This is a genomic window from Zobellia roscoffensis (assembly GCF_015330165.1).
Classification (GTDB): domain Bacteria; phylum Bacteroidota; class Bacteroidia; order Flavobacteriales; family Flavobacteriaceae; genus Zobellia; species Zobellia roscoffensis.
Map to the genome: position 1 here is coordinate 3063702 of NZ_JADDXT010000002.1, position 16940 is coordinate 3080641.

A 16940-nucleotide genomic window follows, 5' to 3' on the forward strand; every position below is an offset into this window, starting at 1 on the left:
TATAAGATTAAAAAAACTATGAAAAATTTTGTTATAAGCTTATTGTTTCTAACCATTAGTTTGTTTTCCTTTTCGCCGATGGCAAGTGATTTTGTCCCATTGTTCAATGGAAAGAATCTTGAAGGATGGGAAATAAAGAATGGTACCGCTCCATTTACCGTAGAGGATGGTGTCATAGTAGGTACTTATACTTCAGGAACCCCAAATACATTTTTGTGTACTAAAGAGTCTTATAACGACTTTATACTCACTTTTGATACATATTTAGGAGAAGAAACGAATTCCGGTGTTATGTTCAGGGCGCAAAGTAATCCCGAATATAGAGACGGTAGAGTGCATGGATATCAAATGGAGATGGACCCGTCACCTAGGAAATGGACGGGAGGCATTTTTGATGAAGCACGTAGAGGTTGGATATATAATTTGGAAAGAAATCCTGAGGCAAAAGATGCTTTTAAATTAAATTCATGGAATACTTGTCGTATCGAAGCCATTGGAAATAATTTGAGGGTATGGGTTAATGGTGTTCAAACAGCTGATGTAATTGATGATATGGATGCATCTGGTTTTATTGGTTTACAAGTGCATTCTTGCCCGGAAAGATTGAACGGACGTCAGGTAAAATTTAAGAATATTCAAATTTGCACTACTAATTTAGACCAGCACAGAACGAAGACAGAAAAGAAAATTGTTCAAAATAGCTATCTAAAAAATAAGCTGACAGAAAGGGAAAAATCAGAAGGTTGGCAGTTGCTTTGGGATGGCAAAACAACTAATGGTTGGCGTGGGGCCAAGCTTTCTCGGTTTCCATCCGAAGGATGGTCTATAGCTAACGGAGAATTAATAGTTGCTGATGCTGGGGGTGCGGAATCTGAAAACGGCGGAGATATTGTAACCGTTAAAAAATATGGTAATTTTGAGATGGAGGTAGATTTTAAGATTACCAAAGGGGCCAATAGTGGTATTAAATATTTTGTAGATACAGACTTGAATAAAGGTAAGGGTTCGTCAATTGGATGTGAATACCAAATTTTGGACGATGAGCTACATCCAGATGCAAAGAAAGGTAAAAATGGCAATCGAACGTTAGCTTCACTCTATGATTTGATTCCTGCAAATGCCCATAATTTTAATCCTGATGAGTCTACTAAAAAAAGGGTGAATAAATATGAATGGAACCGAGCGCGTATTGTGGTAAAAGGTGACAATGTAGAGCACTACCTTAACGGTATTCTAGTTGTTAGGTACAACAGGAGCGGCCAAGAATGGAAAGATTTGGTGGCGACCAGTAAGTATAAGGATTGGCCTAATTTTGGTGAGGCCACAACGGGCAATATTCTACTACAGGACCACGGGGACGAAGTATATTATAAGAATATAAAAATCAAAGAATTGTAATAATGAAAACATCTAGAAGAAGTTTTATTCAGAAAACGGCCTTGGGAACTACGGGTGCTATACTAGGAAGTTCCAGCTTATCCGCTAAGAGTTATAGAAAAGTTATGGGGGCCAATGATAGAATCCAAGTAGCCATTGCTGGTTTGGGCCGTCGGGTTGGTGCCATATATGCTCCGGTAGAATTAAAGAGTAATAATGTGGAGCTAGTTTACCTTTGTGATGTTATGGAGAGCCAGCGTGTAAAAGCCGCAAAAGAAATGACTCCTCGTTTGGGGTATACTCCAAAACTGGAAAATGATATAAGAAAGGTGCTTGAAGATAAAAAGGTAGATGCACTATTTAATCTAACCCCTGATCACTGGCATGCTCCGGGTTCCATAATGGCATTAAAAGAAGGAAAACATGTATATGTTGAAAAGCCTTGTAGTCATAACATGGCCGAAAACGAACTGCTCGTTGCTGCGCAGAAAAAATATGATAGAGTGGTGCAGATGGGTAACCAACAACGTTCTGCTCAGCATAGTATAGATATTATCAAGCAAATTCATGATGGCGTAATAGGTAAGCCATACAAGGCAGTTGCCTTCTTTAGTAGTAAACGGGGAGAGGTGCCGCATCAAAAAGCTGCTCCAGTACCTACAGGGCTAGACTGGGAATTGTTTCAAGGTCCTGCTGTTCGCCGTGATTATACTTCGGAGACATGGAATTACAATTGGCACTGGTATGGATGGAATTACGGTACCGCAGAATTGGGAAATAACGGTACACACGAGCTAGATGTAGCACGTTGGGCCCTACAAGTAGATTTTCCAAATCATGTGGAGGCAGATGGCATTAAATCTTCCTTTGTTGATGATGGTTGGGAGATGTACGATACCATGGAGGCTACATTTAAGTTCGATAACAATACCACTATTAAATGGGACGGAAAGAGTAGAAACGGATATGGAACCTATGGCGGTGGACGTGGTACTATTATTTACGGTAGCGAAGGCAGTGTGTATGTAAACCGTGATTTATATAAGTTGTATGATCGTGAGGGGAACTTAGTAGAAACGGTCAAGGCCAAAACCAAGGAAGGTGGATTAGAGCTTGGTGGCGGTGGAGGAATGAGCACCATACATGTAGGTAATTTTTTCAACGCCATTAGAGGTAAGGAAACTTTACAAGCACCTATAGATGATGCCTCAAAAAGCATGGCATTGGTTCATTTTGGTAATGTAGCTTATAGAATTGGAAACGGTTTTGATATAGACCCGAAAACGGGTAGAATGCTAGATCGTAAAGCATTGGCTTTATGGGGAAGGGAATATGCTAAGGGTTGGGAGCTTAGTCTATAATTGTAATTGGTAACATTTACTGAACGTTGGGTTATGTTGTTTCTTTATAAGGAATAACAAGGAAAACGAATAAAATCTTTGCAGCGAAGAAAATTATTATGATGAAAAAGGTTTTTTTCATACTGATTACTATGTTATGTGGTCTATTACATCTTGGCAGCATTACAATTAATACTTCCAATTCGGTTGAGGAAAACGTTATAAGGTCCATTGGACATATGGAAGTGGCCAGAGCCAAAGCTTTTTTGACTTCGGTACCGGTTACCGTTACCGATGCGTTTTGTAAGCGAAGTGCCGGAAGCGTACATGATTTTTATTCTGAAGGGGATTATTGGTGGCCCGATCCCAATAGTCCAGAAGGACCCTATATCCAAAAAGACGGACAGACAAATCCGGATAATTTTGTGGCTCATCGTTTGGCTATGATACGATTGAGTGAAATAGTGGGTACGCTAACATCCGCTTGGTTGCTTACAGAAGAAAAAGTTTACGTCGATAAGGCCTTGGAACACCTAAATGCTTGGTTTGTTGAGGATGATACCATGATGAATCCACACATGCTTTACGCTCAGGCGATATACGGTAAGGTTACCGGTAGGGGCATTGGGTTAATTGATGCGTATCATTTTGTTGAGGTCGCACAGAGCATTAAAGTTCTCTCTAAAAAAGGAGCTATACCGGATAATCAGGCAAAAAAACTAAAAAACTGGTTTGGAAGATTTTTAAAATGGATGACCGAACATGAATATGGAATTTCAGAAATGAACTGGAAGAATAACCATGGTACCTGCTGGGCCGTTACTGCGGCCTCTTTGGCAACATTAACCGAAAACGAAAGAATTATAGAGCTCTGTACCAATCGATTCAAAGAAATACTGTTACCGGAGCAAATGGCTAAAAATGGCAGTTTTCCACTGGAACTTGTCCGAACTAAACCATTTGGGTATTCACTTTTTAATATTGATGCTTTTTGCACGTTAGCTCAAATACTTTCTACTCAAGATGATAATCTTTTTGAATACAGCACTCCAAATGGCAAATCATTGAAACAGGGAATAGAATTTATTTATCCCTTTATAGCCGACAAATCAAAATGGCCTTTCGAACAGGATATTTATATTTGGAATGAATGGCCAGTGCGTCATCCATCACTTTTGTTCACGGCAATGGCGTTTGATAAACAGGAATATATAGACACGTATTTAAAATTGCCCGAATACCCTTTGCATTCCGAGGTTATACGCAACCTTCCGGTTAGGCATCCCATAATTTGGTTTTTTGATTAGGTGCCTATAAAACCAAAAGGGTTTCATGTATTTTTTATATGAATGAAACAAATTATTACCTCTAATGGCATTAGGTCGTGTGGCTTAGTGTAAAAGTTACATAGGATGACCCGAGGTATTAATATAAAAAAACCTCGTTGAATTACTCTTCATTATCCAGGAAAATTTGCATAATGGTTATTCTAATTGAGCTATTTTATATTTGAAAGCACTACATTACCGCGGAGCCCCAATTACTTTTACATCTGTTGCATCACTGCCATTTGTTCTTGCCTTTTGTTCAACAAAATAGGGTTGAAAAGTATAGGATGAATTATTGTCCCAAATGGTATTGTTAGTGGGTATTTTCTTTTTTAAAAGAGTTGTAGTGTTTTGATAGTCAGGGTTGTTAGCTAGATTAATAAACTCATTCGGGTCATTTTTATGATCATATAATTCTTCCGTTCCATCTTCGTAGCGAATGTATCTAAACTGTTTGGACTTGACGGCATGATTGTTCATTCCAAAAGTTGTTATTGCAAATTGAGGGTCTAGATCGTTGTCGTTCATCAAGGGAACAAGACTTTTACCCTCGTTTCTTTCATAGGCTGGTAGTCCGCACAGCTCCAAAAGAGTAGGGTAAATAGACAATAGCTCTGCGGGTTTATCTATTACTTTCCCTTTTGGTAAATCGGGTGCCACAAATAATAAGGGAGTTTCGGTAGCTGCATTCCAAAGGGCGTGCTTGGCAAAGGTACTTTTTTCTCCTAAGCGGTAGCCATGATCGGACCAAAGAACAATAACGGTATTATTGGCGTGTCCACTTTCATCAAGCGTATCTAACAGTCTTCCAATTTCGTAATCCACATAGCTGATACAAGCCAAATATGCCTGAATGATTTTTGGCCATTCCCCACTTTTAATGGCCCAATCTGTAGAGGGCATCATTGGTAAATCGTTTATTTTTAATGCTACGGGAGGAACATCGTTTAAATCATCTGCCCGATAAGGTCTAGTTTTTATACTATCCAACGGATGGAGATCAAACCATTTTTGAGGCACATAAAGAGGAACATGAACCCGTAAAAAACCTATTCCCATAAAAAAAGGACGGTCGTAGGTTTTCTTTAGTCGCTCGTTGACCCAATTCACGGATTGGTGGTCGGGCATCAAAGAGTCTGCTTCGGGAAAAGCACCCCAGTCCGTACTTGTTCTTCCGTATTTCTTGCGGTCCGAGGAACCGAAACCATCCCATACAAATCGTTTCTCTGGATAAGGTCCAAAACCTTTCTCCCTCCCTCCAGATTCATCAAAAACTCCATTAGGAGCATGCGTATGGAACAACTTGCCAATACCCATGGTATGATAGCCGTTTTTCTTAAAGTATTCGGGAAGCATTATAATATCCTGTGTTGCGGAATTGTTTTCCGAACGTATCTTTTCATCGGATATCATGCCATAAATACCGGTTGTTGATGGGCGTAGGCCTGTCATTAATGAAGCTCTTGAAGGACCGCATAAGGGGGCTTGGCAGTGTGCGTCTGAAAAAATTACCCCTCTAGAGGCCAAACGATCAATATTGGGGGTTTTGGTGCCAGAGAACTTATCGAGTACTCCAAGCATATTATTTAAATCATCTACAGCAATGAACAAAACGTTGGGATGATCTGGTTTTACAATTTTTTCTGTTTTTTCTTCCTCCTTACAGGCGGATAAACACAATAAACTTAGGGCAAAGACGAAAAATGCTCCATTTTTCATAAGGTGAATTTTATAGGGCCTTTAGATAATTTCAATTGTTAGTTCTACCTCTGATTCTATGTCAAAATAGGCTATTATAGGTACAGCTTCCGCGCCAGGGACCATATTAAAGATTCGTTCTTTAGGCGTTTCTTTTATGGTGAGGGGAACATTTGAAGTGATTTTAACCAAACCTTCCGGTTTTTGTACGGTAATCTCATTTGTACTATGTTGGGCAACCGTCTCGCCGGAAGGAGAAATAATAGGTAGTACAAAAGCGGTTTTAGAAATAACTTTTTGATTGGTTTTAGCTATAATTCGTAGCGAACTTTCTGAACATTCATAGGTTAAATCAAAGTCCGAAGCAGTGCTTTCAACAGCTTGGTTGTATTCATTTTTTAATTGGCACTGCGTATTTATTAGAATCTGTCCATTGGTGTCTTTGGACGAAATAGTTGCGGCACGATCAAATATATTAGAGTTCCATTTATCATTATGCATGGTTTCTATCCTTGGTGTAAACGGAAAATCTTCTCCTGGGTTGGGTTGTTGGTTTAATGGCTCTACCAACTTATATTTAGCCATACTTGCAGCTAACAAAAGCCCTACTTTGGTATGATACAATAATGACAAAGCCCCTCCGGTAGCCTGACGGTAATACCCATCTTTGTAGATGGCGTCATAGGCAGTTACGGTTCCTCTCCAATTGCCACGGGAAAAAAGACTTGTGTCTATTTCCTTATAGTGTTTTATACCATCGGCAGTACTTCTAGGTAGGGGAGTGGCAGTGTTTATTTTAGGTAGTTCGTGCCAATTATCCAATAAATGTGCCAATGGTTTAGTATGTGCAAAGGTATGGTGTATACAAGGTTTTATACCGTATGAAGTATAATGAATACCACCATGTAACAATCCGTTGTGGGTACAGCGTCTCAATAATTCGGTATATTTTACTGCGGCCGTGCCCAAGGCGGGATTACGATTGGCCATAAGTGCCAATGCAGGTTGACTACCATCACAAGTGCGGCTGCCCCAATACGTCCATTTAAACATTCGTGTTCCCCAACCATTGTCCCAACCCCCATCGGGTAACATAAATTCTAAATGGGTACTTAGGGATTTATCCAAAAGCTCAAGAAGTTCGGTGTCGTTTTCATGAACGGCATATAGTACAATATTGTTCAACGATTCCTCCACGTTATAGCCTAAGTCTATGCCTTTTAATCCTTTGGCACTTAGCTTATGTGCACTTGGTTTTATTTCACCATATAAAAAATTATTAGGTTTTGTGAAATAGGTTTTTATAGCTTCCGCCAGTTCTTTGCTACGAGATAGGTATTCCGGCTTATTGAGCATCTTACCGATAAGGTTGAGAGCATAAATGGTAGTGGCCCCGTAATTTACGTTGGTCACATCCATAGTTGGGAATTTCCTGTAAACAAAATCTGCAGCTCTCGCCAATCTATCCACCCATCTTGCACGTCGTTCTTCGTCAAGCAAATCTCCGTGGTATTGTAAAGCTTCTGCCAAAGAAATGGCTCCAAACACCGTGATACCGTTCCAGGATTTTGGGTTAAGATCGTTGGACCACGCTCCACTAGGCAATGTTACATTTTCGGCCCACTCCATCACGGCAATACCTGAATTGAGATATTTTTGTTCGCCTGTATACTTTGCCATAGCCAGTAAAGGATAAACGGCATCCATCATTCGTCCGTGGACCTTGTTACATGCTGGACATTTGAACATACCATGTACTTTGGGGTCGTCCGTATTAATAATTTGTGTTTGGATAAGTCCATCGCACCAATCTTTTAAAAGATCGTAAACGAGTTTTTTAAACTCTAAAGAATGTTCTTTGGTAACCTTATCGGAACATGAATTTAACCATGGCCCCATAGATAGGGTAAGACCAGCGGTGCCTAGGCTAGAGAGTTGTAAAAAATCTTTTCGTTTCATTTGACCTGATTTTTTGGTTACCTTTTCTACTTATCAGTGGTCATTTTATAAATTTCGGAGCCTGCACTTAAAAAGGCCCCAGTACCGTATACCTCCGTCTTATCCGGACTAGCATTGCCAGGAGCGGCACCAATGGGTTGAACATAGCCCAGCATACCATTATCATTAACGTAACTTGTCATGGCGTTCCATCCTTTGATTGCGGCTTTTTTATAATCGTTACTTTTTAATATTCCGTTATTAATACCCCAGGTTAGGCCATAAACAAAAAAGGATGAACCGCTGGTCTCTGGTGTTGGATAGAATTCTTGGCCCAATAAGCTCATTGCCCAATGTCCTTTTGGAGTCTGTAATTCAAGAAGTTTTGCGGACATTTTTTTATATATATCCAAGAAGTATTCATATTCCTTGGTTTTAGGTTTTAAATTCGATAAAATATCGGCTAGGCCAGCGTAGACCCAACCATTACCTCGTCCCCAAAATACTTTAGTCCCATTGTCTAATTTGTCTTTAAATCTTTCATCTCTATAATACAAGTGCTCCTCCTCATCAAACAAGAATTCAGTAGTAGCTTTGTATTCTTCAAACATGAAATCCAAATATTTTTGTTCTCCGGTTATATTATACAAATCGGCCCAAACAGGTGGGGACATAAAAAGAGCATCGCACCAGTTCCAACGATCTTGGTGGTAGGGGGTGGCCCAATTCAATTTGGTATTAGCGGGATGGTGCATAAGAAAGTTAAATTGTTCTATAGTAGGGTCCAACATTTCTTTTTGGTTGTATTTTCTATATAATGCAGCGTACATTCGGCCAACAGTATGGTCATCTGCGTGATATTTTCGTTCGTGTAGTTGCCATTTATTTTGATTGCCAATTCCCTTCAACCAATTGTAGTAGGTATCATCGTCGGCCATTTCTGCCCATTTGGCCATTCCAACATACAGCGCTCCGTTTGTCCAATGTAGAGGGTGGTGAGGTTTTTTATTGCTATAACTGTCATTGATGTGATCCATTTGCCAGTCAGCCACCTTTTTCATTATGTCTTTTACTTCTTTGGGATTTACTTTTTGGGCACTGCAGAAGTGAATAGTAAAAAAAGTGACGAGTAGTAATTTGATTGTTTTCATAGGATTGACTTTGTAATTTTATTCAAAAACACCGGATGTGATGCTTCAATTTTTAAAAAGAAAAGGAGCACGAATGCGAGAACAATTTTAGTGGGGTTTTGGGGAATTTGCATCCTGTGCTATCCTGTCATCCCTATATATTGGAACGTTTTTCTAAGAATAAAAGGCAGCTCTTTCGAGCTGTCCTTAGTTTGATAGAAGGGATTATTGCGATTTAATGTGTATAGGGGACCGTGCCTGTTTCATCAATAGAATACCCCCATTTTTTAATATATGCCAGCCCGGGAAGAAATTCATCTCCCGTTTCTTCTAATCTTTGATACAACAATTTCTCCATGTCATCTTGCACAGAAGTATACCCTTCATTGCCCACAAGGTTATTCAGTTGATAAGGGTCTATTTTATTGTCAAAAAGGAGCCATGGTCCTGTTAAGCCCCTAGCATATGTGTATCGTTGGGTCTTTATAGCTCTATATTCCCTAGCGCCATGCTGTACCTTGTTCCATTGTCCAAAAGGTTGTACGCATGTAAGTAATGTGGCGTCACCTACCTGTTCCTTCCCTTCCAAATAAGGTCTGTAGTTTATTCCTTCTACAGTAGTTGGAATTGAAATGTCACAAAGCCCTAAAAGGGTAGGCATAATGTCTTCGGAATTCATCAATGCAGCTCGCTCTCCTATTGAAATTCTTAGGTTTTGGGGAATATGGAATAGCATTGGGACTCGGGCCGATTCTTCATAGGGTTGTTGCTTTTTATATGCCCCATGAGAGCCTAGTAAATCACCATGATCTGAGGTGAAAACAATAATAGTGTTTTCATATTTACCAGTGTTTTTCAGGTTACTGATCAGCTTTCCGATCATATCGTCAATTGCGGCGATATGGGCATAGTAGCCAGCTAGATCTTTTTTAGCCCGTGCGTTGAGACTATCAGGGACATTTTTCCGTAATTGAATTTTATCCGGATCAAACCGATTTCTATATTTCTCCGGTGCCGTATGGTATGGCGCATGGGGCGTGCCGTAAGAAAGAATCATCATAAAAGGACTATTCGAAGATTTTTTTTCTTTAAGATAGTCAATGGCGGTATCGGTCTGTTCAAAAGTATCATAACCGTCCCAAATTTTTCTATCGGGGTCATCATTATCGTAGTACACAGATTTATTGTAATTATGGGTGCATTCATTACCCTTCCAAAATTTGAATCCTTGTCTTCTTTTACCGGGAGCAACATTTTGTAGCCTCCCGCGACCATCTAAATGCCATTTACCAATATAACCGGTATCATAACCTTCTTTGTTAAATACTTTGGCAATGGTTACCGCATTGGTGTCTAATTGTACATCGTTCATAAAGACCCCATGGGTCAATGGGCGTTGCCCGGTTAAAAGTGAAGCCCTAAAGGGGGAACATACCGGCATACCGGATACTGCATTTTTGAAGTTTACACTTGTCTTGGCCAGTTCATCTAGATTAGGAGTGTTTACATTCGGGTCTCCAGCATAGCTCGTGGCTTGAGCTCGCCATTGGTCTGTTAGGATTACTAGTACATTTGGGGGACTGGTGTTTTCAGACTTTGCAGAAGTATCCTTCTTGTTTTCGCTGCAGGAACTAAAGGCAATTAAAACTGCTGCAAAAATAGAATAGCATATTTTTTTCATAAAATTGGTATTCATTTTTTCCAAGATTCTTCTATTTTTTTCTTTAAGGCTTTAACTACGGAAGGTTTTTTGTTGGCTATATCTGTCTGCTCTAATGGGTCTTCATAAATATTGAACAATTGCACTTGTTCGTTAGGTCTATTTTTGGAATTGGGTACGATTAGCTTGTAAGGATCTGTCATTACCATTTTATACTTTAGACTTTCTTCTACGGTATTAAAATCATGATTGTATATCTCTCCAAAAATGGCTTCTCGGTTTTCAAGTTCATTTTTATCTAAAACGTTTATGCCGTCAAGGGCATTAGGGCGTTCAATACCCAATAAAGCCAAAACCGTGGGAACCATATCTAAACTGCTAACTAATGAACGGTCGTCATGGAAGGGCATGATTTTCCCTTTCCATTTGAACATAATCGGGGTTCTCAGACCGTAATCGTATGGTGCTTGTTTAGAAATTGGGTTGTAGTTGGCATCGTTCTCATTTTGTACCCATCCATTGTCACAAACGTAAACAAACAATGTATTTTCCGTTTCCCCTTTTTCGTCAATATAGTTCATTAAGTCTCCACAGGTATTATCGAACCATTCGCACATAGCCCAGTATTTGGCAACATACTCAGATGGCGCACTCTTACGATACTTTTGTAACAGACTCTCTGGTGGATTGTGTGGTGAATGAGGTAGAAATGGAGCGTACCAAGCAAAAAAAGGTTTCTTTTTTTCCAGGGCCAAGTCAATATAACTATATAGAGTGTCCATGCCTTTTCGCCCTATTTCAAGTCCATAGTCGCCATGTCTGCCCCCCCGATTAGGATCCCCATGGGTCATACCATAATCAAACCCCCCATTGGCATAGTTACCTATCCACCATTTTCCGGTTTGAAATGATAGATAACCTTTGTCCTTCAGTATTTTTGGTAAGGTTTCCAGCTTTTTAAAGTTTCGGATAACGTGTTCATAGTTTTCAGATCTCCAAGGCATGTCCCAGGCTCTATTGTTCTCGACAACATTGTCAGGTAAGACCCTGTCATTGCCTAACACCATATGGTCTCTTGGATAAACCCCGGTTATAATGGATGCAAGTGATGGTGAGCATAAGGATGTGGGTACGTAGCCACGGGTAAAAGTCCTACTTTCAGCTGCAAGCTTATCTAGGTTGGGAGTTTTAATGAATTTATGTCCCATGAATCCGTAGTCGGTCCAAGCCTGATCATCGGATAAAATAAAAACTATATTGGGAAGTTTTTCTGTTGTTTTTTCCTTTGAAACTTGTTTAACTTCTTTGCAAGAAGTTAAACAAATTATTGCTAATATTATTGATGTTAGCAGTGTTGCATTTTTCATTTTGTTTTTTGCTTTATATTGTTACTTGTATGTTCCACCCAAATGAAAATTTAAATTTTCCTTCAAGAATTAATAGCCTGGATTTTGTGTAAGATTAGGATTTAAGTCTAACTCGTTGTTAGGGATGGGGTACAATAATTTTTCTTGGGTTATGGCAAAAGATTCAGGACCATATGCTATAAAGTCTGGAGGAGTCAAAGTAGGATTGGCTTTTTCCTTGATTCCAAAAGCTGTAATAGTCTCAATAGCCTCATCGGTTCTCAACAGGTCAAACCAACGATGGTTTTCAAATGCAAGTTCAACTCTTCTCTCTTGGGCTATTGCGTTTCTAAATGATTCTTGGTCCGGTACGTCCGTAGAGGTTAATTCTGTCAACCCTGCTCGGGTTCTTACCATATTCAGTAAGTTAAATGGAGCGCCTGTCTGGTAACTTTGTTCGTTTATAGCTTCTGCCAACATTAAAAGTACGTCGGCATAGCGGTACAATGGCCAATTGTTGGGTGTGCGCGAAAAATCTGGGTCCGTATCATGGTTGTATTTGTTAATATAATACAATGGACTCGGATTTCTATCAAAGTAAGCTACTGATATATCTTTTCTTAAATCATTAGGCTCATAGGCTTCTATCATATCGGTAGTAGGAATATTTCTTCCAGGTCCACTTTCAGGTCCTAAAAAGACTACCCCTCTTGATCCTACGGGAGCGAATTGATATATAAAATTACTGGATTCGCCTTCAGCACCTTCTTTAAATTGAATTTCAAAAATAGATTCATTATGATTTTTATTGGCAGGATCAAAAATTGCTGCGTAATCCGTGAGGAGTGCGTATTGATTTGATGAAATGATTGTATTAAGTTGTTGGACCGTGCCGGAATAATCTTTACTAGTCAATAGCACTTTGGCTAAAAGCATTCTAGCCGCCCCTTGTGTTATCCTACCAATATCATTGCCCGAATAATTTAGCGGTAGATTGGAAATTGCAAATTCAGCGTCTTCAATAATTGCGTCGTATACTTCCGAGGCGGGGTTTCTTTGTAGGGCAAAAGCTTCCTCGGCAGAATTTATTGGGGCTATAAGCAGGGGTATATCGCCCCAATATCTCACAGCTACAAAGTGATAGAAAGCTCTAAAAAAACGAAGTTCCGCTTCTGACCTTTTTGCCAAAGTAGGGTCTATATCCGCTTTGCTTAAATTATCTAATGTAACGTTACAGTCTTTGATAGCACTATATATATTATTCCAAGCATCTGCAATAGGTCCAGCATCCGAGGTCATTTTAAATTGATCCAAAAAGCCATATTGTCTACCTCCGCCCAAAGAACCTTGATCTAAAAGATTGTCGTATGTTGTATTGTCCGATCGGCCTTCTTCAAGAAAATGCGCTGTCAATACATAATCTTGCAAACTTCCATACACTCCAAGAACAGCTTGATTAAAGTCCTCTTCAGTTTGATAGAAGTTACCTTCGGTTAAATAATGATTGGGAGTAACCTCCAAAAACTCATCGCTACAACCAGTAAAAAATAAAATAGTAGCAACGTATAAGATATATGTCGATTTAATCAAATTATATTTTTTCATCTCAAATGTTTTAGAAGTTAATGTTGACACCTAGGGTGTAGGTTCGGTTTATTGGATAGGAAAAGTCATCAACCCCTAGTCTTTGTGGGTTGTTACCAAAGTTGCTCACTTGTGGGTTCCAGCCAGAATAACTGGTGAATTTTGCTAAATTCTGAACACTGAAATTAAATCGGAGACTTTTGATGAATACATTTTCTAAAATAGAATCGGGTATTTGATAGCCCATACTCACATTTTTAATCCATAAATGGTCACCCTTCTCTAGCCAAAGGTTAGATGCGGCGTGTTGCCCTGGATAGTGTATAGCGGGTATTAACCCGTTACCAGGGTCTTCCGTAGATCGCCACCTGTTCAAGAATTCAGAACTTACGTTCCAACGTCCTTTTTCATTATAAAGAACTTCGTTCAGTTGTGGAATAATTTCATAACCAAAAGCACCTGTGGCCAATATGGATAAAGAGAAATTTTTATAGTTGAAAACATTATTAAAGCCTAAAATTGTTTTGGGGTGTGGATTTCCAATATGGTCCCTGTCAAGACCACTAATAACCCCATCTCCATCTACATCCCGATAAATATAGGCTCCTAACTGTTTGGCCCCTGGCCATCCGTGTAGATTGGGGTCGTCTAATTGTTCTTGGGTATTAAAAATTCCATCAATAACATATCCTCTTAAAGAGCCTACTGGTAATCCTACTTGGGTGATATTCCATGTAGATATAATCTGAGAGATTTCTTCAGGAAGATAGGTAACTTCATTTTTAATGAATGATAAGTTCAAATTGCTACTCCAGGAAAAATCACCACTATTTACTCGTCCCCCCAACTCAAGGTCAACCCCTTTGTTTACCATCTCTCCAATATTGGTTCTAGTTGAAGAAAAACCTGATGCTTTTGGTATTGACAAGTTGAAGAGCATATCTTCGGTAGTTTTTTCAAAATAACTGGCATTTAAGGTAATGGCATCATTAAAGAAGCCCATAGAAAGCCCCAAGTCTAATTGTTTGCTAGTTTCCCATTTTAGATTGTTCGATCCTAGTGAGGTCAATGATTTACCAACTTGTATATTATCGTTCAATACGTAATTGAAATTGTTGTCAAGATTATTTAGGTTTGGAGTGGAAATGATGGTGCCAAATCGGTCAAAATCGCCAATGGCGGAGTTACCTGTTATCCCGTAGCTTGCTCTTAATTTAAGCTCGTTCATTAGAAATTCTTGGGGAAAGAACTGTTCTTCGGAGATTCTCCAACCTACCGATGCGGAAGGGAAATTACCGTATTTATTATTATTCCCAAACCTAGACGACCCCTCTCTTCTAAAATTAATTTCCGCTAAGTATTTTGATTTGTAGTCGTAGCTGAAACGAGCAAAATAAGCTGCTAACGACCAATTGGTGAAATCAGTAATTGCCGCTGATACTTCGGCCGCCTCTAAGTAATTTAGGGTTACATCACTAGGGAAACCGGTGGCGTTGATAGTCGAGAGTTCGCCAGTTTGTTTTTGGGCAGTGTAGCCTAATAAGGCACTGAGTGAATGGTTTTGAATAGTAACATCATAAGACAAAAGATTGTCAATGCCCCAATTGGTAATGTCACTCTTTTGATTTGCACCTGAATTTACAAAAGGGGGTGCTCCTGGAGCCAGATTGGAAGCATTACCAATGGCATGTCTACCAATACTACTTGGGGTGAATGTGTTAACTTCTCGGGTTAACAATCTTCCATAAATTTGAGGCTTGTAATGCAAGCCTGGAAGAATTTGCATATCTAGGTTGAAACTCGCGTTTATATCTCTTTCTACCCTATTATTAGTAAGGGACTCCGCTTGGAATATCGGATTTGCATAGGCAAAGTAGCCTGGTGAATCTGCGGGTATATAGGGTTTCAGTTCCCCTGTTTCGTCATATGGAGACTGTAATGGGCTTGCTGTAATGGCCTTCATTAGAACCCCGCGAGACCCGTTTTCCGGAATTGAATTATTGTTAGAGTAGGAAACGAACATATTGGTTCCTGCCTTTAACCAATCATTAATGGTCGCATCAGCATTTGCCCTTAGTGATAACCTAGAAAAATCAGTATTGAGTAAAACACCTTCTTGGTTCAAATACCCGGCAGAAACTACGCCTTTAAATTTGTTGTTACCTCCTCTAAATGTAAGATTGTGGTCTTGAAAAAGGGCGCTGCGCATTAGTAAATCTTGCCAATCGGTACCACTATTTTGAGAGTTGTTAAGCGCATCCAGATAGATTTGAGGAACTGGACTGTTGTTTCCGCTTCTTTCATTAATCTCCTGAATTCGTTCTATATTGTATTGCGCATAATCTTGCGCATTCAGTGTTTGAGGGCGCCAATTGTTAGGTACGGACTGAAATCCGCTAGACCCACTATAGGAAAATTCACTTCTTGTTTCTTTAGCCTTTAGCGTTTGTATTAAAACCACACCGTTAGTTCCCCTTGCTCCATAAATAGAGGTGGATGCGGCATCTTTGAGAACCGTGATTTTTTCAATATCGTTTGGGTTAAGACTCTGAGGTATACCATTGCCTACCGGAAAGCCATCTATAACCACCAAGGGTTCTATCCCCGCATTAATAGAGCTAATACCACGTACCCTAATACTGGGTGATGCCCCTGGAGAACCATTGCTTTCACTAATCGTAACCCCGGAAACCCTACCTTGCAGAACTTGTCCTGAAGTAGAGTTAGGCATGTCTTGTACACCGCCCATATCAACTTCGGAGACGGCAGAGGTAATCTTTTTTTTACTTTGCGAACCATACCCTACCACCACAACTTCCTCCAAACCTGCAGCACTCTCTTCTAGAGTTATTACAACATTTGTTTGACCGTTAATGGAGATTTCTTTTGTGGCGAATCCTATATAGGAGACCACAAGAACGGCATCTTTATTAGATGTTGTAATAGAAAATTTTCCGTCAAAATCTGCTGTAACGCCATTAGTAGTGCCTTTTTCCACAATGTTAGCACCTGGTAAGGGCATGCCACCTTTGTCTATTACAGTACCGGTAATGGACAGTTGCATTATTTTGTTAGGGACAGCTTTTATTTTTCTCTGTAAGAGGATAGATCCGCTATCGTCAAATTTGAACTCAAGGTCAGTTAAGGTAGCACACCTCTTAAGCAAATCTCCAACTTTGACAGTACCTTTTTTAACTTGGACCAACGGACTACCGACGAATAAGTTTGATCGATATATAAAATTGTAATCTGTCTGCTTTTTAACAACCTCGAGCACTTCTTCGATGGAAAGCTTAGCATCTTCGGTAAACGTAATCTTTTTGTTTTGTGAAAATCCTTTTTCTGCGGTAAACCCGAATGAAAGGACCGAAAAGAAAAAGATGAAAATTTTCATAGTTAAAAGTAGGGATGACTTGACATAGCCAAGGGGAGTCCCATTTGGTTTAGTTTTCATAAATTTGAATGTTAGTTAATTTTTTAATTAATGATACTGGGGGTGGAGATTTAAATTTTCCAGATCTAGACTCCATTCCCTTTTT

10 protein-coding genes are annotated in these 16940 nt (G+C 39.5%); 3 read left to right on the plus strand and 7 right to left on the minus strand.

Features of this window, described 5'->3' with window-relative positions; all coding sequences use genetic code 11:
- Positions 1-18: 18 nt before the first annotated feature.
- From IWC72_RS12715 to IWC72_RS12725, 3 genes are all read left to right on the plus strand, one after another.
- Positions 19-1398 carry a 3-keto-disaccharide hydrolase gene (locus IWC72_RS12715; protein ID WP_194526544.1) on the plus strand — a complete coding sequence of 460 codons (1380 nt, stop codon included), beginning with the start codon at positions 19-21 and terminating at the stop codon, positions 1396-1398.
- 2 nt (positions 1399-1400) lie between these two features.
- Positions 1401-2738 carry a Gfo/Idh/MocA family protein gene (locus tag IWC72_RS12720; RefSeq protein ID WP_194526545.1) on the plus strand — a complete coding sequence of 446 codons (1338 nt, stop codon included), beginning with the start codon at positions 1401-1403 and terminating at the stop codon, positions 2736-2738.
- A gap of 98 nt (positions 2739-2836) precedes the next feature.
- Positions 2837-4024, plus strand: a complete 1188-nt coding sequence (locus IWC72_RS12725) for an alginate lyase family protein (RefSeq protein WP_226979556.1) — start codon at positions 2837-2839, stop codon at positions 4022-4024.
- A gap of 216 nt (positions 4025-4240) precedes the next feature.
- Here the strand turns inward: IWC72_RS12725 and IWC72_RS12730 are convergent, their stop codons facing one another.
- From IWC72_RS12730 to IWC72_RS12760, 7 genes are all read right to left on the minus strand, one after another.
- Complete coding sequence (locus tag IWC72_RS12730; RefSeq protein ID WP_194530008.1) at positions 4241-5764, minus strand: sulfatase; 1524 nt, start codon at positions 5762-5764, stop codon at positions 4241-4243.
- A gap of 21 nt (positions 5765-5785) precedes the next feature.
- The gene (locus tag IWC72_RS12735; RefSeq protein ID WP_194530009.1) at positions 5786-7702 is read right to left on the minus strand and encodes a hypothetical protein; all 1917 of its coding nucleotides are present in this window, start codon (positions 7700-7702) and stop codon (positions 5786-5788) included.
- A 26-nt stretch (positions 7703-7728) separates the two neighbouring features.
- Positions 7729-8832, minus strand: a complete 1104-nt coding sequence (locus tag IWC72_RS12740) for a glycoside hydrolase family 88/105 protein (protein ID WP_194530010.1) — start codon at positions 8830-8832, stop codon at positions 7729-7731.
- Between the two features lie 214 nt (positions 8833-9046).
- Entirely contained in the window at positions 9047-10492 is a 1446-nt protein-coding gene (locus IWC72_RS12745; RefSeq protein ID WP_194526549.1) for a sulfatase family protein, read from the minus strand.
- Between the two features lie 11 nt (positions 10493-10503).
- The gene (locus tag IWC72_RS12750; protein WP_194526550.1) at positions 10504-11838 is read right to left on the minus strand and encodes a sulfatase-like hydrolase/transferase; all 1335 of its coding nucleotides are present in this window, start codon (positions 11836-11838) and stop codon (positions 10504-10506) included.
- Positions 11839-11907: 69 nt separating this feature from the next.
- Positions 11908-13422, minus strand: a complete 1515-nt coding sequence (locus IWC72_RS12755) for a RagB/SusD family nutrient uptake outer membrane protein (RefSeq protein WP_194526551.1) — start codon at positions 13420-13422, stop codon at positions 11908-11910.
- Between the two features lie 10 nt (positions 13423-13432).
- On the minus strand, positions 13433-16855 hold the full coding sequence (locus IWC72_RS12760; RefSeq protein WP_194530011.1) for a SusC/RagA family TonB-linked outer membrane protein: 3423 nt from the start codon (positions 16853-16855) through the stop codon (positions 13433-13435).
- Between the last annotated feature and the right edge of the window lie 85 nt (positions 16856-16940).